The organism is Duganella sp. GW821-FHT07G03 (genome assembly GCF_059418605.1).
The window spans coordinates 96343-117953 of the sequence record NZ_JBWKQE010000010.1 but is presented as its reverse complement, the minus strand read 5'-3'; the positions used below and the strand labels follow the sequence as shown (position 1 = coordinate 117953).

12 protein-coding genes are annotated in these 21611 nt (G+C 65.7%); 7 read left to right on the top strand and 5 right to left on the bottom strand.

From position 1 onward, the window contains the following. Window positions 1-7: 7 nt before the first annotated feature. Window positions 8-1402: an efflux transporter outer membrane subunit gene (locus AC07OK_RS15235; RefSeq protein WP_494691100.1), complete on the top strand. Its 1395-nt coding sequence runs from the start codon at window positions 8-10 to the stop codon at window positions 1400-1402. 61 nt (window positions 1403-1463) lie between these two features. Here AC07OK_RS15235 and AC07OK_RS15230 read toward each other — a convergent pair whose 3' ends face one another. Next, entirely contained in the window at window positions 1464-3827 is a 2364-nt protein-coding gene (locus AC07OK_RS15230; protein WP_494691099.1) for a S53 family peptidase, read from the bottom strand. A gap of 356 nt (window positions 3828-4183) precedes the next feature. Between AC07OK_RS15230 and AC07OK_RS15225 the strand changes: the two genes are divergently transcribed. The 4 genes from AC07OK_RS15225 to AC07OK_RS15210 all read left to right on the top strand — a co-directional run bounded on the left by AC07OK_RS15225 (window position 4184) and on the right by AC07OK_RS15210 (window position 10417). Continuing rightward, window positions 4184-4948 (top strand): hypothetical protein, encoded by a 765-nt coding sequence (locus AC07OK_RS15225; RefSeq protein ID WP_494691098.1) that lies wholly within the window; start codon window positions 4184-4186, stop codon window positions 4946-4948. Window position 4949: 1 nt separating this feature from the next. After that, window positions 4950-6461 (top strand): hypothetical protein, encoded by a 1512-nt coding sequence (locus tag AC07OK_RS15220; RefSeq protein WP_494691097.1) that lies wholly within the window; start codon window positions 4950-4952, stop codon window positions 6459-6461. A gap of 220 nt (window positions 6462-6681) precedes the next feature. Further along, entirely contained in the window at window positions 6682-8019 is a 1338-nt protein-coding gene (locus tag AC07OK_RS15215; RefSeq protein WP_494691096.1) for an MFS transporter, read from the top strand. Window positions 8020-8032: 13 nt separating this feature from the next. Then, complete coding sequence (locus AC07OK_RS15210) at window positions 8033-10417, top strand: GH36-type glycosyl hydrolase domain-containing protein (protein WP_494691095.1); 2385 nt, start codon at window positions 8033-8035, stop codon at window positions 10415-10417. 30 nt (window positions 10418-10447) lie between these two features. Here AC07OK_RS15210 and AC07OK_RS15205 read toward each other — a convergent pair whose 3' ends face one another. The 4 genes from AC07OK_RS15205 to AC07OK_RS15190 form a co-directional block, all read right to left on the bottom strand. Next, a complete protein-coding gene (locus tag AC07OK_RS15205) occupies window positions 10448-11332 on the bottom strand; it encodes an alpha/beta hydrolase (protein WP_494691094.1) in 885 nt (294 codons plus the stop codon). Then, entirely contained in the window at window positions 11322-14378 is a 3057-nt protein-coding gene (locus AC07OK_RS15200; protein ID WP_494691093.1) for a glycosyl hydrolase family 28-related protein, read from the bottom strand. Before AC07OK_RS15200 ends, AC07OK_RS15205 begins: the two co-directional genes overlap by 11 nt. A gap of 19 nt (window positions 14379-14397) precedes the next feature. Continuing rightward, window positions 14398-17373 (bottom strand): TonB-dependent receptor plug domain-containing protein, encoded by a 2976-nt coding sequence (locus tag AC07OK_RS15195; RefSeq protein WP_494691092.1) that lies wholly within the window; start codon window positions 17371-17373, stop codon window positions 14398-14400. 116 nt (window positions 17374-17489) lie between these two features. Next, entirely contained in the window at window positions 17490-17999 is a 510-nt protein-coding gene (locus AC07OK_RS15190) for a gluconokinase (protein WP_494691091.1), read from the bottom strand. Between the two features lie 312 nt (window positions 18000-18311). Between AC07OK_RS15190 and AC07OK_RS15185 the strand changes: the two genes are divergently transcribed. Further along, window positions 18312-19220 carry an alpha/beta hydrolase gene (locus AC07OK_RS15185; RefSeq protein WP_494691090.1) on the top strand — a complete coding sequence of 303 codons (909 nt, stop codon included), beginning with the start codon at window positions 18312-18314 and terminating at the stop codon, window positions 19218-19220. Between the two features lie 27 nt (window positions 19221-19247). After that, on the top strand, window positions 19248-21608 hold the full coding sequence (locus tag AC07OK_RS15180) for a glycoside hydrolase family 31 protein (RefSeq protein WP_494691089.1): 2361 nt from the start codon (window positions 19248-19250) through the stop codon (window positions 21606-21608). Window positions 21609-21611 lie beyond the last annotated feature (3 nt).

Here is a 21611-nt window from a genome sequence, read left to right as displayed (position 1 = left end):
GAGCGCCATGAAACGCCGCGCTCCCTTTTCCGCGCCGACGCTGTGTCTGGCCGGCGTGCTGCTGGCAGGCTGTGCGCACACGATCCCCGTGGCAGAGGCGCCGCCGGTGCTCGACTTGCCGGCCGGCTGGTCGCAGGGCGGGAAAACGGGCGCCCAGGAATGGCCCGACGCCCAATGGTGGCAAGGCTTTGGCAGCACCGAACTGAGCCAGTTGGTGGGCGAGGGGCAAAAAGACAACCTGGAACTGGCCGCCGCGCTGTCGCGTGTGCGCCAGGCGGAGGCCCAGGCACGGATTGCCGGGGTCGCCCTGCTGCCTTCAGTCGATGCGTCGGCGGGCGCCGCGCGGGATCTGCCGCTCGGAGACCATCACAGCGCCAATGTGTCATCCAGCGGCTTGTTGCAGGTGTCTTACGAAATCGACTTCTGGGGCAAGAACAAGGCCGGTGTCGCGGCGGCCGAGGCATCGCTGCGGGCCAATTTCTATGATCGGCAAACCGTCGCCTTGACGGTGACGAGCGGAATCGTGTCGACCTATCTGCAAGTGCTGTCCCTCCACGACCGCCTCGACGTCGCACGCGAAAACATGAGCAATGCCGAACATGTGCTGTCGCTGGTCGAGGCGCAGCGCAGCGTGGGCGCCGCCACGTCGGTCGACCTGGCACGCCAGCGTTCCGCTGTCGCCAGCCAACATGCCGCGATCCCCGATTTGCTGCAACAGGAGCGCGAGGCGCAATCGGCGTTGGCCATCTTGCTCGGTCGCCCGGCGCAAACCTTCCGCGTCGGGAACTACGGACTCGATACCATCCGCTTGCCCGAGGTGACGCCGGGCCTGCCGTCCGAACTGCTGTCGCGGCGACCCGATATTCGCCGTTCGGAAGCGCGGTTGGCCGCTGCCAGCGCCAACGTGGAAGTGGCGCGCGCGGCGCTGTTTCCCAGCATACGCCTGACCGGATCGACCGGCACCCAAAGCAGCGCCCTACTTTCGCTGCTCAGTGGCCAGAATTTGTTCGCCAACGTTGGCGCTTCGCTGGTGGCGCCGATTTTCGATGGTGGACGTCTGCGAACCGAACGGGATCTGGCCATCGAACAAAAACAGGAACTGGTCAAGGCGTATCGCTCGACCGTGCTCGCGGCGCTGGCGGAAGTCGACACCGTGCTGGGGCAGATCAGAAGTCTCGATGAGCGGCGCCAGTTAAAGCAGGACGAACTGGAACAGACACGTCTTGCCTACAATCTATCGGAGATCCGCTACAAGGCAGGGGCGGAAGATTTGATGACCGTGCTCGATACCCAGCGCAGCCTGTCGGACGTGCAGAATGAGTTGGGCATACTGAAATTGAGGCGCCTGCAGGCCACCGTGTCCCTGTACAAGGCCCTGGGTGGCGGCTGGAACGCAGGCTGACGAAGAAAAAAAACCGCTGGCCCTTTCGGAGCAGCGGTTCTTTTGTTGCCTGTAATTCCAATCAGCGCGCCGTCACCGTCACCGGGATCATCAGCTGGGCGCTGCCTCCGGCATTATCGGTCACCACCACCTTCATTTGATAGCTGCCGGCCACCGGCGCGTTCCAGTACGGCATGACGCTCAGGCCGCTGGACTGGAACATCATGCCCAGCGGCACCCCGGAGATCGTGATCGACAACGAACTGACACCATTGTCGACGATGGTGATCAAGCCCGTCATCGGCTTGCCCGCCAAGCCCGTCATGGCAACGGCCGTGATCACCGGGCCGCTGGCGGTGATTTGCACCGTGTAGTTGGCCTGGCCGCTCAAGCCAGTCTTGCTGTCCTTGGCGGTGACGGTGACGGTGTAGATACCGGCCACCGGCTTGGCCCAGCTGACCAGGCCCGCAGTGCTGATCGTCATGCCGGACGGCGCGCCGCTCAGCGCGTAGGTGACCGGATTGGCATTGCTGGCCGCCGCCGAGAACGACAGCGCCACGCCCACCTTGCCGCTGACGGTGCCCGAGCTCAGCACCGGCGCCGACAACGGCGCGATGACGACGGTGTACACGCCTTGCCCGCTGAGGCCGGTCTTGCTGTCCTTGGCGGTCACGGTGACGGCGTAGGTCCCGGCCACCGGCGTCGCCCAGCTGACCACGCCGGCGCTGCTGATGCTCATGCCGGACGGCGCCCCGCTCAATGTATAGCTGACCGGATTGGCCGCCACGGTGGACACCGTGAACGTCAGCGCGGTCCCGACCGTGCCCTTGATACCGGCCGAGCCCACCTGCGGCGCGGCGGCGATCGTCAGGCCCGACAGCGTCGACAACAGGCTGGACACGTTCGGCGTGCCCAGGCCGGTCAACTGATCGTAGCCGGTCTTGGCGGTGCAGGCAGCGCAGCTGCCGTCGCTGCCGGCGGTGATATCGGCAAAGGCGGATGCATAGCTGCCCGGCACGCTGGCGATCCCGCCGTACAGGGCCGCGTGCGGCGCCCCCAGTGCCGCCTTGCCGTTCAGCGCGCGGGTGGCGTTGGCCACCGCGATCAGGCCGGCCCACTGCGGCGTCGACAGGCTGGTGCCGCCCACGCTGCCCCAGCGCACCGTGCTGCTGCCGGGCGCGATCATCGCCACGTACTGGCCGGACGATGGATCGGCATTGAAAGCGACATCGGCCACCGTGCGGCGCGCGGGCGTGCCCATGCCGGGCACGGCGTTGGTCTGGTAGCTCGGCGTGGCCGTGTACAGGCTGACGCCGCCGCCGGTGCCGGACCAGGCCACTTCGGAACGCAGTCCGCTGCCACTGTAGCTGAGCGTGGTGCCGCCGACCGCCAGCACATGCGGCGCGACCGCCGGCCACGACACGCCTGCACCGGAGTCGCCGGTGGCGGCCAGGTAAGTCATGCCGGCGGCGGCGAATACGCTGTCGGAGGAGACGGTACCGCTGCTTTCAGCGCCGCCAAAACTCATCGAGACGATGCCCGGCCCCATCGCGTTGGCCAGCCTGGCGCCGCCCAGCAGATTGTTGTAGCTAGCATCGGCGGTTTCGATCAGCACGATGCGGGCCAGTGGCGCGGTGGCGTGTGCCCACTGCACGTCGAGGGTGATCTCGCTGGCCCAGCCGGAGTCGTATGAAGGCTGGGTCGCGGTCATGGCGCCGCTGGCGGTGCTGTACACCACGGCCAGTTCGCAGCCGCTGGTGGAGGCGGCGGCCAGCGGCAGGCTGGCCGTGGGCGCGATGGTCTTGGTGGTGCAGGCCGGCAGGCTGAATTTGGTGTTGAACGCGGCCAGTTCGGCGGCCACGCTCGGGTCATGCTGGGCGTCGAGGATGTAGATGGTCTGGCCGGCGCCCAGCTGGGCCGCCTGGGCCGCCGTCAATGCGCTGCCGGCCGCCGGCAGCGCCGGCAAGCCATAGGCGGCGCGGATCTGGGCCGGCGTGTAGGTCGCCACCACCCCGCCGGAGGCTGCCGGCACGGCGGCCGCTTCCGGGCTCAGGCTGCGCATGGCTTCCAGGTGACGGCCGTGCAGCGCCTGCATGGTCAGGCGGCGAGTCGAAAGGTGCTGGAATTCAGTCGGAACAGCCTGCGCGTGCACCGGCGCGGCGGCGCTGTCGGCGTGGTCCTCCGGCGCCGCCAGTTCGACCGGCGCCATGTGGAACGACGGCAGCGCCATGCGCTGGGCATCTGCGGCCGGCAGCGTGCCGGGATCCAGCACCAGCGTGGTCGAGCCGGTTGCGAGCGGCGCTGCGCCCTGTACCAGACGCGGTTCAGCGGCGTTGTCCGTGCCGCCCGCGCCGCATGCGCTCAGCAGGGCAGCCGTACACAGCGCGAGCGCCGGCAGCGCCACCACAGATGTATTAAATTTTGTTAAATATTGATCTTTCATCATCTGCCTTGTCGCCACCATTTTGTATCCACGTGGAAATTATCGCACATTATTTATGTATTGCAAGTTTGGGAACGTATCCACGGGAGGGCCAGCGACCGGTCCAGAAAGGCGTTGCATTCGTCGCCCGCTGCCGTATAGTATTAGCAACTCCGCTGGTCTGCCGCGAGCGGTCCGGACACTTTTACGGAAAGAAGCATGCGCGACAAATCCCCTGCGATGAACTGCTGCGCCAACCAGCGCGCGGCGCGCAACGCGCCCGTGTGCCAACCGCCCCGCCCCTACTCAACACCACATGCGCCCGGCGAGACGCAGTGCGTGTTCGGGAACTCGGCACGCGCCCATTCAACGGCGGACCTATGTTGATGATCGGGGCGCGGCAGCGCGCGGCCTTCGAGACCGCAGCCGTGCTGCGCTTCGAAGGCGAGATGCTGACCCATGCGGGCCTGTACTTCCCCAATCATGTGGCGATTCTGGGCCCGCAGCGCGCTCGTCGCGTCATCGCCCTGGGAATCGAGCGGGCGGCCCTGCATGGCCTCATCGGGCGCAGCGATGTTTGCCGCTACATCAATCTGATGTGGATGTTCGGCAGCTATTTTGATGACGACCCACTCTTGCCCTGGGCTAGCGCGATCCTGGCTGAGCGCAGCCGCGACGATCCGTCCACCAATCTGGCGCGCCTGGTGCGCCGCGCCCTGGCAGAGTTCGAGCAGATGGCTGGGCCTGAGCACGCCTATCTGAACCGCGCACTGCTGCGCCTGCAGCATGTCCTGGCGCAGCCCAAGCTGCTGCAGGGCCAGGACCATCTACCGGCCCGCTTGCAAGGCTTGCTGGCAGCACTGCATCCGGCCAAGAGCGCGCGCCTGACGCCGCCGGCGCATGCGGCCTTGCTGGCCGCGGCTGCGGACAAGAGCGCGCAGCATGGTCTGCAGGGGTCCGAGGCGACGCTGCTGATCGCCTTGAGCATGTTTTACGCCGGCAGCCGTTTCGACACCGACCCGCAGCACGGCTGGGCCGGCGCTGCGCTAACGTCGGTCGATCAGGACAGCGCGCCGCAGCCCCTGGAGCGTTTGATGAAGGCTGCGCGCGAGCAGCTTGCTCTGTGGCTGGCGCGCGAGGACTGACATGTGCTGCAGCGACGAAGCTAACCAGGCCGGAGCGGCGCTCGACAATCAGCCGGTGGTAGCGGTCGAGGTCGAGTGCCGGCAGCCCGACGAGCGGGCGCCGCAAGCGCGGGTCGCCCCCGTGCCGGCGCCCGTATCCGAGCAACTGGCGGTGCCGGCGGATTTTGCCACGCTGGTGGTGGTGGGATACTCCGAAGGCAGTGGCGAGGTGACGGCGGGCTTGAACGTATTGCCCTTCCTGCCGCAAGGAACCCACGTGGTGTACGGCCAACAAACCGATGCCTCCGCGGAGATCAAGCTGCGCGGTTGGACCCAGATCCGCAAAATGTCCGGGCTGCCGGATGAGCCCGCGACCCCCGACGATCCGCCATGGCATTGGATCCACAATGGGAAGCATTTCTGGCCGCGCCATTGGAAGATAAGGCCGGGAACGAAGCCCTTGCTGGTGCTGGCGCCGCACGGCTACAACGGGCGCGAGCTCGAATTGAGCGTAGCGGCGGCGCCCGGCTCAGTACTGGTGAGCTGGGCGCCGTTTGGCTATACCAACGGCGATTTTGGCTTCGTTGGCGATCACGGCGTCAAACTGGGGGTCGTGGGCGGTACCGGCTACCTGGGCCCCAACGCGATGAACGAAGTCACGGCTCCGCGCAGCTACACTACGGATCTCTACTCGGTGGTGCCGGCGCCGCCAGTGTTCGACCCCTTGCAAGCGGCGACGCGGGGACAACGCTTCGCAGCGGCGGCGGTCGCGCTTAGTCAGGAGCCCAATAACCGGCTCGCCTGCGTCTACGGCCATGGCACCAACGCCGCCGGCCCGGCCACGGTGCTGCGCAATTTGCTCAAGGCGGCCCGGGCCGGCACGGATGAGGGCCGCTGGGCCATCATCTTCGTCATCCATCATCAGCCCGACGACACGCCCGAGCGGCGGCTGCTCTCGCGGCCAGGCGATATCGCCACGGCGATCGGGCAGTTACCCGACACTCAGTGGGTGCATACGGTCTTTGAAGAGGACCAGGGCTTTCGCATGGCAAGCTGCGCCGCACTGCGCATCAAGATTTACCACACCGTCGGACTGGAAAAGACCTGTATGGACGGGCTGTTTGTCCAGGCCGACCTAGCGATCGTGGAAGGAGCCAATTCGGTGGTGCAACTGATGTGCGCGGGGCGACCGTTTCTGCGCGCCTCCTCCGGCGTCGAGTTCCTGGGCAAGGCAACTGATTATATCGAGCGGCGCGAACGGGCAGTGCACGGCGCGGCACTCGATACTCTGCGGCGGGGATCGGCGTATCTGAGCCGGGAAAACGCGGATACGCTAGTCGGACAGCGCGCCGTACGCGCGCTACTGTTCACCTATGCCGACCGGGCACCGCTCGACGCGCTGGCCACTCATCTGGCAGTCCGGTATTTCACGCGCGAGATGAACCCGCTGACCTTGACCGGGAACTATCTCGAGGGGATGCACCCGGCGCTAGGCGTGGGCGAGCCGGAACCGACATTTGACGAGCCCGTGTAGCAGGACCAATGACGAATGCGATTGAAGTGAGCGAAGAGGTGAAGGCGCTGGTTCGCAATGGTGGATGTATCTTCCCCGATGCCAACTGAGTTGCGTTGCCGTAGTGCCAGGAATTAAATCCCATGCTGCTGCGGCGCAACATCAAATCTTGTTTACAAATCCCGCCAAAAGTCTACACTGTGGCCAATATTGTTAGCGCTAACATCAGCTGAAAGCGACCGTGAACAAACAACTGACCTGGCGCGAAAAGATCAGCTACGGCATTGCCGATATGGGCTTCAATTTCTATTGGACCAATATCGCCACCTTCCTGCTGATTTTCTACACCGACGTCTTCGGCATCTCGGCCGCCGCCGCCGCGTCGATGGTATTCACAATTAAAATCATCAACGCTTTCACCGACCCGCTGATTGGCGCTGTAGCCGACCGCACCAACACCCGCTTCGGCAAGTTCCGCCCCTACCTGATTTGGGTTCCGCTGCCGCTGGCCGGCGCCGCCTTCCTGACCTACACCACGCCCGACCTGTCCGAGGGCGGCAAGATCGTCTGGGCCTACGGTACTTATCTGCTGATGATGGTCTGCTACACCTGCATAAACATTCCGTACAATGCCTTGTCCGGCGTACTGTCGGCCGATCCGCAGGAACGCTCCACCGTCAACGGCCTGCGCTTCATCTTCGCCTTCGCCGGCGGCACGCTGGTGACGGCGGCCACGCCGGCGTTGGTACGCTGGCTGGGCCACGGCGACGACAAACTGGGCTGGCAGTTGACGATGCTGGTGTGGGGCGCGCTGGCGTCCGCGCTGTTCGTGACGACCTTCCTCAACACGCGCGAACGCGTGGCGCCCGCGCCCACGCAGCAGTCCAACGTCTGGCAGGACATCCGCGACCTGTCGCGCAACCGGCCGTGGGTGGCGCTGTTCTTCCTGGCGCTGATCATCATGATCACCATCACGCTGCGCACCACCAGCGCGGCCTACTACTTCAAGTACGTGGTCGGCCGGCCGGAGCTGATGCAGGGCTTCGTCCCCGCCTACATGATCTCGGCGGCCGTCGGCGCCTCGCTGACGCCGTTCCTGACGCGCTTCATCGACAAGCGCAAGCTGATGATGATTTTGATGAGCACCACCGCCCTGCTGTCGCTGGCCTTCTTCTTCGTTCAGAAGGACCAGGTCACGCTGATGTTCGCGCTGCAGATCGCTACCGGCCTGGTGCTGGGACCGAAATCGCCGCTGGCGTTCTCGATGTATGCCGACACCGCCGACTACAACGAATGGCGCACCGGCCGCCGCGCCACCGCGATGACCTTCGCCGCCGCCACCTTCTCGCAAAAGCTGGGCACCGCCATGGCGGTGGCCGTCATCGGCGGCTTGTTCACCCGGCTGGGCTACGTGGCCAACGTGGCACAGACGGCCGGCTCGCAGGCCGGCATCGTGTGGCTGATGTCCTTTATTCCGGCGGCGTTCGCGGTGTGTGCGGTGGCCGTCATGTTCTTCTATAACCTCGACAACACCAAGCTGGCTCAGATCCAGGCGGATCTGGATGCGCGCAAATCTTAAACGGAGAGTTTCAATGTTAGGCCCTACCCACGACGGCGACCGCTACGAACTGACCAGCCCGACGGCGATGCCGCGCGCGGCCGGCTTCCTGTGGAACCAGAAGATGATGATACAAGTGACCTGCCGCGGCTACGCCACCGCGCAGTTCATGCAGCCGGAGCCGGCCAAGTATGCCTACGCGCCCAACCTGGAGGCCAAGACCTTCATGCAGCCGGAGCAGAACTACTACGCCCATCATCCGGGCCGCTTCTTCTACATCAAGGACGAGGAAACCGGCGAGCTGTTCTCGGCGCCCTACGAGCCGGTGCGCGCGCCGCTGGACCGCTACAATTTCTCAGTCGGCAAAAGCGACCTGTCGTGGACCATCGAGCATCTGGGCGTGCGGGTCGAGCTGAACCTGAGCCTGCCGGTCAGCGACGTGGTGGAACTGTGGTCGCTGCGGGTGACCAACCTGTCGGGCCGGGCACGCAAGCTGAGCGTCTACCCCTACTTCCCGATCGGCTACATGTCGTGGATGAACCAGTCCGGCGAATACCGTGCGGACCTGGGCGGTGTGGTGGCCAGCTGCGTCACGCCGTATCAGAAAGTGGCCGACTACTTCAAACAGAAGGACTTCAAGGACAAGACCTACTTCCTGTGCGAGGAAGCGCCGGTGGCGTGGGAAGTCCGGCAGATGGCGTTCGAGGGCGAAGGCGGGTTGCACCATCCAGGCGCGCTGCAGGATGAACAGCTGGGCAACAGCGACGCCCGCTACGAGACGCCGACCGCCGTGGTGCAGTACCGCCTGGCGTTGGCCGACACCGAGGCGCACGACTACCGCTTCATCTTCGGCCCGGCATTCGACGACGCCGAGATCCGCGCCGTGCGCGAAAAATATCTCGGTGCCGACGCCTTCGCCGCCGCCCGCGCCGACTACGCAAACTACATCGCCGGCGGACGCGGATGCCTGCGGATCGAAACGCCGGACAAGGAACTGGACAACTTCGTCAACCACTGGCTGCCGCGCCAGGTGTTCTACCACGGCGACGTCAATCGCCTGAGCACCGATCCGCAAACCCGCAACTACCTGCAGGACAACATGGGCATGAGCTTCATCAAGCCCGGCGTCATGCGCAACGCCTTCCTTCACGCGCTGTCGCAGCAGGAAGCCAGCGGCGCCATGCCGGACGGGATACTGCTGGCCGAGGGGGCGGAGCTCAAATACATCAACCAGGTGCCGCACACCGACCATTGCGTATGGCTGCCGGTCGCGCTGAAGGTCTACCTCGACGAAACCAACGACTATGACATTCTTGACGTGGTCGTGGCCGGCCACGAGAACGGCGTCGCCCTGACCGTCGCCGAACGCGTGAGCAGCGCCATGGACTGGCTGCTGCAGACGCGCGACCATCGCGGCCTGAGCTACATCGCCCAGGGCGACTGGTGCGATCCGATGAACATGGTCGGCTACAAGGGACGCGGCGTGTCCGGCTGGCTGACAGTGGCCACCGCCTACGCGCTGAACTTGTGGGCGGAGATTTGCGAGCAGCGCGGCGACGCCTCGCCGCTGGCGGCGGACGCCTGCCGTTTCCGCGCCGGCGCCAAGGCCGTCAACCTCGCCGCCAACGAGCACCTGTGGGACGGCGACTGGTACGCGCGCGGCATCACCGACGACGATGTCCGCTTCGGCATCAGCCAGGATGTGGAGGGCCGCATCTGGCTCAATCCGCAGGCGTGGGCGATCCTCGGCGGCACGGCCAGCGCGGAACAGCGCGCATCGATGCTGGCGCAGGTGGAGGAGCAGTTGGCCACACCGTACGGCGTGGCCATGTTCGCGCCGCCGTACAGCGCCATGCGCGACGACGTGGGGCGCGTCACGCAGAAGCATCCCGGTTCGGCGGAGAACGGCGCGGTCTACAACCACGCCGCCGTGTTCTACATCTACAGCCTGTACACCATCGGCGAGAGCGACCGCGCCTACCAGCTGCTGCGCCAGATGATACCCGGCCCGAGCGAGGCCGATTACCTGCAGCGCGGCCAGCTGCCGGTGTTCATCCCGAACTACTATCGCGGCGCCTACCACCAGTACCCGCGTACCGCCGGCCGTTCCAGCCAGTTGTTCAATACCGGCACCGTGTCGTGGGCCTACCGCTGCTTCATCGAAGGCCTGTGCGGCTTGCGCGGCGACGGCGATGCCTTGCTGGTGCGCCCGCAACTGCCGAAGGAATGGGAAGGCATCAAGGTCTCGCGTGAATTTCGCAGCGCGACCTTCACGGTGTCCATACAACGCGCCGACGTCGAAGAAATCCAGGTCTGGTCGGAAGGCCAGCGTTTGCCTGACGGCCGCGTGACCGGTATCGTCACGGGCGGAGTCTATGCGCTGGAGGTATTGATTCCACGCTGCGGGTCCGCAACGTAGGCGAAATCCGCAAGCGCTTCGAACAGCAGGCTATCGCGCCGGCGACGGCACGCCCTGCGGCGCCTGGCCGCCGTGCGGAATCAGCCAACCGCCGTCGGCCAGCCAGTCGGCCAGGCGGTCCGGCCAGTGCACGTCGGACAGGCGCTCCGAACGCTGGCCCATGTTGAAGGCGTGGTCGGTCTCCGCATACATGTGCAGCTCGGCCGACACTCCCGCCGCCACCAGTTGCTGATACAGGGCGATGGCCGGCGGCGCGCAGCACTTGTCCAACGATCCCGCAACGATGAAGGCCGGCGGTGCGTTCTGCACGGCCTTGGCCGGCACGCCCAGCGGACCGGGATAGACCAGCACCTGGAAGTCCGGCCGCGCGCTCAGCTTATCAACGGCGTCCGCCGTGCCCGCCGGTGCAGGTACCGGATTGTCGGCCACCAGCGACACCAGTTCGCCACCGGCCGAGAAGCCCATGATTCCGAGCCGGTTCGGATCGATCTTGTACTGCGCCGCATGCGCCCTCACCCAGCGCACCGCGCGCCGAAGGTCGGCAGCCGCATCGTTCTCAATGCTGTAGGTCGAACCCTGGTCGCGCGCGAGCCGATACTTCAACACGAAGGCGGTGACGCCGGAACGGTTCAGCGACTTGGCCGCCACCAGTCCTTCGTTATTCCACACCAGCATGCGATGGCCGCCGCCCGGCACCACGATCACAGCGGCGCCGTTGGCGTGGCGCGGATCGGCCTCGACCACGGTCAGCGACGGATCGTGGATGTTGCTGATGTAGGTGTTCTGCACGGTCTCGGCTTCGTTGCGACGCTGCTCCGAACCCGGCGCGCCGTTGGGCCACAATTGAACGGTCTGCTGCGCCCCCGCCTGCGCGCACAGCAGCAGCAGCGCCAGGCCGAATTTGTTAATGCACATTGAAGCCTCTCGCAGCGTAAAGGGTATGGTGAGTCAGGATGAACAGCGTACCGTCGCCGTCGCCGCCGAAGATCAATTGCAGTGGACGTTCCGGCACATCGATGCGGCCGATTTCCTTGCCGTCCGGCGCGTAGACGAACACCTGGCCATTGGCGACATACACGTTGCCGGCCTTGTCCACGGCTACGCTCTCGCCGCCCCGGTTGGCGACCTGTCTCAAGTCGCCGATGCCGCCGCCCTGCCCGATCACGCCGCTGTAGGTGCGGTTCTCGGAGCCGTTGGTGAACACCACGCGGCCGTTGGCGCCGGCCGCCACCAGGCCGTGCGTGTCGAGCGTGTCGGAGAAGCGGTGGCCGAGGTGATTGGCCGGTCCTTGCTGGAACACACGGTAGGCCGGCATCACCAGGCTGCCGTCCGGCGACACGTACTCGCGTTGCTTCGGCAGCGCGACATCGCGGGCGAACATTTCAGCCAGCGTGGTGAACTCGTAGTTGTCCGGGTTCAGTTGGTCGCGGAACTCGCCGTTCCGCCAGAAGTTGACCGGCACGACGGTTCGGGCGCCAGCGTGGGCGGCGACCGGCGTCGGCTTGGTCAGTGTCAGCGGGCCGGCCGGCTGATCCGGGTGGAACGAGTAGACCGTGCCTTCCGCGCCGTGCGAGGACAGCACCATCAGCGCGCCGCTCTTGTCGAAGGCCAGGTTGACGGCGTCCAGCGGCGCGTCGCGCACCACCAGCAGGCCCTCGGCCTTGGACCAGCTGTAGATGCGCTGGAAACGGCGATCGACAAAATAGAGTTTGCCTTGGGCGTTAACCGCCGCGCCGGCGATCGAATAGAAATCGCCTTCGAGCTTGTCGATCTTGACGCCGGCGCCGACGCCCGCATCGGCAGCGGCTGCGGGACCGGCGGCGCCGATATCGAGCGAAGCGAACTCGCGCTCGCGCACTTCCAGCTTGCGGGTAACGTCCTGCAGCGCGTTCTCATACGGGTACTTGGTGACGCGCAGATAGGTGTTGCAGCCGTTGTCGTCGCAGGTGGCGTAGCCGCTCTCGCCGTTGACGTGCACGTTGCGGAAGCGGATGCCGCTGGAATTACTCAACTTGACCGCCGATGGCGCAGGCTTGATGGAACGCGTGACGCGGTAGGCATGGTAATTGGCGAACAGCAGATTCTTCGAATTGCGGATCTCCAGCGACACCGAGTCCATGCCATCGCGCACCTCCTCTTCGGTTTGCGGCGCCAGGAATTCCCAGTTCTCCACGCCATCGAGCACGATCTCGGCACGGATGTGGTGTTCGGCCGACAGTTCGTAGACCTTGCCCGGCGTCTTGGTGTTCGATACGTAGAAGCCCGCCTGCGCGAAGGTGCTTGGCGTCCAGCAGGCGACGAAGGTGCCGCCGCCGCCGTCGGTCACCCAGATGCTCGGGTACTGACGGTCCCAGTGCGCGGTTGGGTCGAAGTCGGCGCGCTTCTGGTAGGGATCGCGCCGTGTGCCGTCGTACAGCCGCGTGCCGTGGCCGCCCTGGATGCGGATGTCGTCGACCAGCGAATCGGCGCCCGCCTTCCACAGCAGCGCCGTCGCGCGCGGGTTGACTTCGCCGGTGGCCAGGCCGAAGCCGGTGACCATGGCATCGCCGCCCCTGGCGCTTTCCAGCAGCGCTTTCGGGCCGTCGACGCCGGCGTACAGCGGCGAGCCGTTCGGCAGCACCAGCTGCGTCAGGCCTGGATGCAGTCCGACGAGCACCGTGTCCGGCTTCATGCGGATGGTGTCGTTGACGATGTAGAAGCCCAGCGGCAGGTACACCACGCGCTTGCTGTCGATGGCGTTCTGGATCGCGGCCGTATCGTCGGCCTGGCCGTCGCCGAGCGCGCCGAAGCCGCGCACGTTGGCCCATTCGCTACTTGGCGGCAGCGCGCGCATGACCTGGCGCGGCGCGGCCGGCAAGGCTTTCAGCGCTTCCATCTTGATGCTGGTGGCGAACTGGCCGCTGCTGCCTTGGCCGGGCAACGCCAGGCCGTAGCTAAATTCCTTGACCGCGTAGGCGGAGCCGGCGCCGGCGATGGTCTTGCCGCTGTCGCGGAAACGGGCGAACACCGGCGTGTTGCGGGCCACTGCGTGGTCAAAGCCGACCTGCGTGTAGACGTTGCCCTCGTTGCTGATGACCACCGCCGCCTTCGACACATTCTCGAAGCGCACCTCCTTGCCCCACAGCCAGTCGCCGTAGCCACGGTCGATCTCGATGCCCACCGGCGTGTTGCGGATGCTGGTGTTGATCAGCGTGAGTCCCGCTTCGTGCTCGCGGATGGCGGCATCGCGCTGGCCGTCGAAGGTTGAATCCATCAGCGTGTATGGCCACGCCGGCGAAGTCTTTTCGGACAGGATGCCGTAGCGTCCGCCATAGAACTTCAGGTCGAAACTCTCGTTGCCGACCTGGTAGATGCCGGCCAGGCCGGAACCGATATGAAAGTCGATATGGCTCAGGTAGGAGTGCTGCGCCGTGCGCAGCCGCACTGCCGCGGCGGCGGGATTGCCGTCGCCGATCTCGAAATCGACGTTGCTGAGCGCCGAATAAAACGTCGACGAATTGGCGTCGCGCACCTGGTCGCTGAACGGCACGGCGCTGGCCACCGGAACCGGCACCTTGCCCACCGTGTACTGGTCACCGCCGGTGAACACGATCATGTTGCCGACGCCCTTCTGGAAGCCCGGCGTGTGCGCGCCGAGCACGAACACCGGCCGCGTCCGGCCGATGCCGTACAGGCGCACTGCTGGCGGCACCAGGATTGAACGGGAAATGCGATAGCGGCCCGATGGCAGGAACACCACACCGCCCTCACCTTTGTTGGCGGCGCTGGTGACGGCCTGCTGGATGGCGTCGGTGTCGTCGGCCACGCCGTCGCCCTTGGCCTGCACTTTCACGGCGCGCGGGTCGTCCGGCATGGCCTGGTAGGCGGACGTCGACGCGGCTTGTGCGGCATGGACGACCGGCTGCGCGCACAGAACCGCAGCCGCGGCCACCAGGGCGAGACTCATAGTTAGACTAGTCATGCGCATCGCCTAGGATGGCTTAGAAGCTGTAACGCACGCCAGCGCGGTACACCCGGCCCAACACGTCGTACAGCGTCGGGTTGATGGCGAAGCTCAGGTTGGCCTGAGGCGCCGCCGCCGGATCGACGTTGCCGATGTTGTCGATCTTGAAGTAGGCGGTGGTCTTCGCGTTGACCTTGTAGGTGCCACCGAGGTCGACGTAGAACGCGCCCTTCATCTGGTTGTTGAAGATGGTCGGGTGTATCGTGGTCGAGACCGGGCAATTGGTCTGGCACTCGATGAACTCGTTGCTGTAGACGCCTTTGCTGATCCAGCGTTCGGTCAGCATCAGGCCGAACTTGTCGGTGTCCCACGCTTGCGATGCCAGGCCCTTCCACTTCGGCGTGCCGCCCAGATTGTTGCCGGCGCCTTCAGACGGGATCGTCCCCACCACGCCAGGATCGGTCAGGAAGCTGATGGTGCGGGTGGCCAGCGCGCGGAAGGTCAGGCGGCCCGGCAGGCCGAAGTCCTTCAGGTTCATGCGGTAGGCCGCCTCGACGTCGTAGCCCTTGTTGCGCAGCGAGGCCAGGTTGAACGCCTGCACCGTCACGTAGTTGTTGGTGCTATTGGCGCTGTTGAGCACCATCGCCGAGCAGATTTCCTGGTTGCCGGCCACGCACAGGTCGACTTCCTGCTGCGCCGACAGGGTCGAGATCACGCCGTCGACCTTGATGTCGAAGTAGTCGACCGAGGCGCTGAAGCCAGGCAGCCACTTCGGCTGGTTCAGCACCGCGCCGAACACGGTGTTGCGGGCGATCTCGGGACGCAGTTTGGTGTTGCCGACCGTGCGCTGCTGGACCGTAATGGTGTTGCCCTGGTAGCTGACCACGTTGTTCACCACCACGGCGGCCGCGTACAGTTCGCTCAAGTTCGGTGCGCGCACGTCTTTCGAGGTCACCGCGCGAAAGCTCAGGCCGTCGACCGGGGTCTTCCAGCTGCCGCCGATCTTCCAGCTTTCCACGCTGCCGGAGGTGCTGTACCTGGTGCGGCGGTCGGCCACGTTCAGGTTGGCCTCGCCGAAGGTGGCGGACTTGAGCATCGGAACGTTCAGCTCGACATAGGCTTCCTTGACATCGTAGGTGCCCGAGGCGTTGTGATAGTTGCCGGCGTACCAGTTGTTGCCCACCGCCGTGTTCAGCAGCGGATCGGCCGGATAGTCTGGCGTGTTCGGGCTGCCCGCGGAGACGCCGTTGCCGTAAGGGTCGCCGGTCACGCTGTAGTGTTCGCGGCGGTACTCCGCGCCGGTCGCCACGGCGATAGGACCGGCCCACGATGCAAACGGTTCGCCGTGCAAGTTGAAGCTGGCGACCTGCTGCGTTTGCTTGGTGTGCTGTTGCGGGCCCATGCCCGGTTCGATGTAGGCCATCGCCGCCGGATCGGCCGGCACGTCGCCGATGATGTTCAGCGGCACGCAGCCGGAAGCCGCCGCGACCGGGTTGCGGCAGACGATGTTGCCGTTCGGGCCGCGCACCGCGTCGATGGCGGCGTTGTAGCGCGCATTGAGCGAGATGTCGTGGACGATGATGTCGGTCTTGTTCTGGCCATATTCGGCGTAGGCGTCATACGACCATTCCTTGCCGGCCAGCTGGAAGCGGCCTTCGGCGCCAAGCACCACGCGCTCCATCTGGCGGGTCGGATGGACGTTGATGTTGTGCGGGAATTCGGCGTTGGCCGTGCCGTACTGGAAGCTGGTGATCTTGTTGGCCGCGCAGGCGGCCACGATGGACGCCGGCAGGAACGGGTTGTCGCACTGGATCGTCAGGTTGGCGTTCTTGGCCGCGCCGGGATTCGGCGAGAACACCGATTCGACTTTGCCGAAGTTGGTGGTCAGGTAGATCTCGTGGTCGGGATTGATGTCGAAGCCGACGCGGGTGTACGCCACCTGGCGTTTCAGGTCCATCGCCAGGTTGGTGCCGGCGCCGACGCTGCCGCTCAGGTCGCCGCCTACGCAGAACGGGTTGACGCAGCCGGTCACCGCGCCGGTGCCGGTCGGCTTGCCGCCGCCACCGTAGTTGAACTGGTAGGGTGCACCGCCGGGACCGAAGGCCGTGCCTTGCAGCGGGCCGTTGGTGATCAGGCCGTACTTGGCGTACTGGTATTGCTGGGCGTGGTCGATGACGGTGTATTGCGGCTTGCCGTCGTTGGTCTGCGCCAGCGGGCGGATCTGGTAGGCGGTGTTCTTGTACCAGCTGCGGCCATTGGGGCCGACTTCGCCGAAACCGGGCGAGTCGATGCCCTTCTCGCGGCCGAACTCGCCGCTGACTTCGACGTGCAGGCGGTCGTCCATGAAGCCCTTGCCCCAGGCCGCTTGCACAGTACCGTTACGGTCGTCGTGGTAGGTGGTTTGGCCACCTTCGACGTTGGCCTTGAAGCCTTCGAATTTCTTGTCGGTGACGAAGTTGACGACGCCGCCGATCGCGTCCGAACCGTAGGACGCCGAGGCGCCGCCGGTGACCACGTCGACGCGCTTGACCAGCAATTGCGGGAACTGGCTGACGTCGGTCACGCCGGTGACGTTGGCGCCCACCACGCGCTGGCCGTCCAGCAGGGTCAGCGTGCGGATCGGGCCCAGGCCGCGCAGGCTCAGCGAGCTCAAGCCCTGGATGCCGCTGGAGGTGCTGTTGGTGCTGGTGGTGCGGCCGGTGCTGCCCTGCAGCGCCGGCAGTTCGGCGATGGTGTTGAAGATGTTTGGCTGGGCGTTCTTGGCCAGGTCGTCCGCGTTGAGCACGGTGGTCGGCGTTGGCTGGGTGAAGCCGCGCGAGGCGATGCGCGAGCCGGACACGGTCACCACCGTCTGCGCCGGCGCGGCCTCGGCATTCGCGTCGGCGTTGGGCGGGGTCTGGTCGCCGGGGGCGGCAGGCGCGGCCGCAGCGGCTTGCTGGGCGTAGGCTGGCATGGCGATCCAGCAGCAAGCGCTGGCCACGGCCAGGCTCATGATTTTGTTACGTGTACGCATTGTAGTCTCCTGCACTATTTTTATGATGTTATGGTCAACGCGCGGAATTTCTGACGGCTCCGCTACGCACTGCATGCAACGCTGCCCGACCCGTCAAGCCAGGCGGTATTCGGTCACTATCTAGTACTGATTTTGCTGGCGAGGATATGCCCCACCAGCGTCTCCGGCGCCTCCGCGATGTCCAGCGTGACGCCTGCCTCGTCCTCCTGCAGCGGTTCCAGGTCATGCAATTGGCTGTCCAGCAGCGACGGCGGCATGTAGTGGCCGACCCGCGCCTGCAAGCGGCCGGCGATCAGTTCGCGCGCACCGTTCAGGTGGGCGAAGCGCAGCGCCGGATCGGCCAGGCGCAACTGGTCGCGGTATTTGCGCTTCAGCGCCGAGCAGCCCAGCACCAGGCCTTGATTCAGCAGGCGTGCGCCGTGAACCTGCCCGGCCAGGGTCTGCAGCCAGTCGTGGCGGTCGGCGTCGTCCAGGGCGATGCCGGCCGACATCTTGGCCACGTTCGCCGGCGGGTGGAACTGGTCGCCCTCGACGTAGGACACGGCCAGCGCGCCGGCCAGCGCCTGGCCCACCGTGCTCTTGCCGCAGCCACTGCCCCCCATCACTACCCAACGGGTACTTTCCATCCAGATCTCCAAGTAAGGTAGCGCTAACATTTCAGTGATAATCAATTGCGCCAACCACAGCGCAATAGGCATCATATTTGAGTGGCACTGCTTAACGCCTGCAAGATAGCGTTATCATTTGCAATGACTTTAGACTAATGCAGGAATTTGTAAAGAAATTTTCATGCTGCAACGCGCCAAAAACCACGCTGGGATTGCGGCAAATCATACACAGGATCGGTCATTTTCATAATTGCGATCCCCAGGTGGCTCTGCAATCATGGAGCGCCGCAAAAATGCCGGCACAAAAAAATACAAAAGGAGAACAACCCCATGCGATCGTGGATACTGGCCCTGCTGTTCCTGGCCTCGACCGGCGCCCTCGCCCAAGACAAGGTCGTCACCCTCTGGCCCGACGGCGCGCCCGACGCGCGGCCGCAACCAAGGCCGCCGGCCGGACCGGAACGGCTCGACGGCGAACAGATCCGCAACGTCAGCCAGCCCACGCTGACGGTGTATCCCGCCTCCCTGGACCGCGCAGCCCGGACCGCGGTCATCATCTGTCCCGGCGGCGGTTACGAATTCCTGTCCTTCACGCGCGAAGGCCATCAGTACGCGCAGTGGCTGTCCAGCCTGGGCGTCACCGCCTTCGTGCTGAAATACCGGCTGTCCGGCTACGGCCATCCCGCGCCCCTGCAGGACGTGTTGCGGGCGATCCGCCTGGTGCGTTCGCAGGCCGCGCAGTACGGCGTGGCGCCCGACCGCATCGGTGTCATGGGCAGCTCGGCCGGCGGCCACCTGGCGGCCAGCGCCGCCACCCTGTTCGACCAGCCGGCCGGCCGCGGCGGCGATGCGCTTGACGCCGTCAGCGCGCGCCCGGACTTCGCCATGCTGATGTATCCCGTCATCGCCATGGAACCGCCGGTCGCCCACCTCGGCTCGCGCAACGCCCTGCTCGGCGCGGCCCCGTCCGCGCAACTGGTGCAGCTGATGTCAGTCGAGCAGCAAGTCACCGCGCGCACCCCGCCCACGTTGCTGATCCATTCCCAGGACGACGGCCTGGTGCCGGTCGAAAACAGCATCCGCTACTACCAGGCCCTGACCCGCGCCCACGTGCCGGCCGAGATGATGCTGTTCGAGCATGGCGGGCATGGCATGGCGATGCGCACCGGCCAGGGCACCGCGTCGAACTGGCCGCAGCGTGCCGAGGAATGGCTGCGCGACCGCAAGCTGATTCCCTAGCAATCCATCCCGAATACAGGAGAACACATGATCAAGCATCACCCCGCGCCCATGCGGCGCAAGGCCCAGGCCGTCTCGATTTCCCTGCTCGCGCTCGGCGCCGCCGCAAGCGCCCAAGGCGCGCCGATCGCCACGCTCGACCGCAACGGCGCCTGGGTTTCGGTCGAGGCCTATGGCCCGAACGTGGTCCGCGTCACGATCGCCGCCGACAAGGCCGAGGCGCTGAAAGGCGCCGGCTACGGCATCCTGCCCGGCGCCGCCGACAACGCCACCTTCCGCCACAGCGGCGACAAGGACGGCGACAGCTTCAGCTCGTCGGCGCTGAGCCTGCACGTCGCACCGGCGCCGGCGCCACGCGTGCCGACCATGGGCGAGAAGTATTTCGCGCCGCAACTGGCGCCGGTAGCGCTGCAGGTCAAGAACGCCAAAGGCGAGTTGGTGCTCGACATGACCGGCTGGGAGATGGCGCCGCAAACCGTTAACACCGAGAAGACCTACCAGACCGGCGCCTCGTTCAGCGCGCCGGCCGACGAACATTACTACGGCATGGGCCAGAACCAGGAATCGACCGGCCCGCTCGACCTGCGCGGCCGCGTCATCGACTGCAAGCACTGGTACGACGCGCCGGCCGGCGAAACGGTGTGCGTGCCGTTCATGGTGTCGTCCAAGGGCTACGGCATCGTCTGGGACAACCCGTCGGCGACCCGCTTCATCGCCGGCGTCAACGGCCGCACCGGCTTCCAGTCCAATGTGGGCGAGCGTGTCAGCTTCTTCGTCATCACCGGCAACACGCCGGAAGAACTGTATTCCGGCTATGCGCGCGTGACCGGCAGGACACCGATCCCGCCCAAGGCCGCGTTCGGCCTGATACAGTCCAAGGCGCGCTACGACAGCCAGCAGGAAGTGCTACGCGTCGCCAACACCTATCGCCAGAAAAAGTACCCGCTCGACATCATGGTGGTCGACTGGTTCTACTGGACCCGCATGGGCCAGCTGGACATCGATCCGGCCCAGTTCCCCGATCCGGACGCCATGAACCGGGAGCTGCACGGCCTCGGCATGCAGTCCATCATTTCGATCTGGCCGCGCTTCGAGACGGCGGGCCGTTATTACAACGAGCTCGACACGAAAGGCTACTTCCTCAAGGACAAGGACGGCAAGACCGTCGACGGCCTGCCATCGCGCTCCGACCGCACCGGCGCGCTGATCGACGCCACCAACCCTGCGGCGCGCAAATGGTACTGGGAGCACGCGCGCGACAACGTGCTGTCGCACGGCTTCGACTATCCGTGGCTGGACGAGACCGAGCCGGATCTGGTGCCGGACGGTTATTTTTATGCGATCGGCTCGGGCGACCGCTACCACAACGTCTACCCGCTGCTGCACGTTGAAGGCGTGGCCGAGAACATGCGCGCCTGGAAGCCGAACAAGCGCGCGCTGATCCTGTCGCGCGCCGCCTACCTGGGCGCGCAACGCACCGGCGCGCTGTTCTGGTCGTCCGACATCCAGCCCTCGTGGGAAGCGCTGTCGCGGCAGATACCGACCGGCCTGAACATGACGGCCTCCGGCATCGCCTACTGGGGCAACGACATCGGCGGCTGGCAGTGGCTGCCGCAAAGCACCAAGTCCAGCAAGGCGCCCCTGCTCGACCCGGCCGGCGCCACCGACACCGTCGGCCAGAACCACGACTATCCGGAACTGTTCACGCGCTGGTTCCAGTACGGCACCTTCCTGCCGACCTTGCGCGTGCACGGCGACCGCAAGCACACCGAACTGTGGGAGTTCGGCGCCCAGGCCGAAGCCATCCTGGCCCGCTACGACCGGCTGCGCTACCAGCTCATGCCCTACATCTACAGTCAAGCCAAGGCCACCTACGACAGCGGCGCGCCCTTCATGCGTCCGCTGTGGATGGATTTCCCGCACGATCCGCAGGTCGCCAACATCGGCACCCAGTACATGTTCGGCCCGGCGTTCCTGGTCGCACCGGTCACCGAGCAGGGCCAGACCCAAAAGGATGTCTACCTGCCGGCAGGCAGCGACTGGTACAACTTCTGGACCAATGAAAAACTGGCGGGCGGACGCTGGATCAAGGTGGCCGCGCCGATCGAGCAGATGCCGGTGTTCGTCCGGGCCGGCGCCATTGTGCCGCTGGGCGCCGACATCCAGTCGACCGCGACCCGCCAGGCCATCGCCGAGATCAAGGTCTATCCGGGCAAGGATGGCGATTTTGCGTTGTACGACGACGACGGCGTGTCCTACGACTACGAAAAGGGCAAGGGCACGCTGGCCCGTCTGCACTGGAACGACGGCGCCGGCCGCCTGACCGTCAGCGGCGACGCCGAACTGTCGCGCCAGGCGCCCGGCCTGGTCAAGGTGGTGGGGAAATAAGCA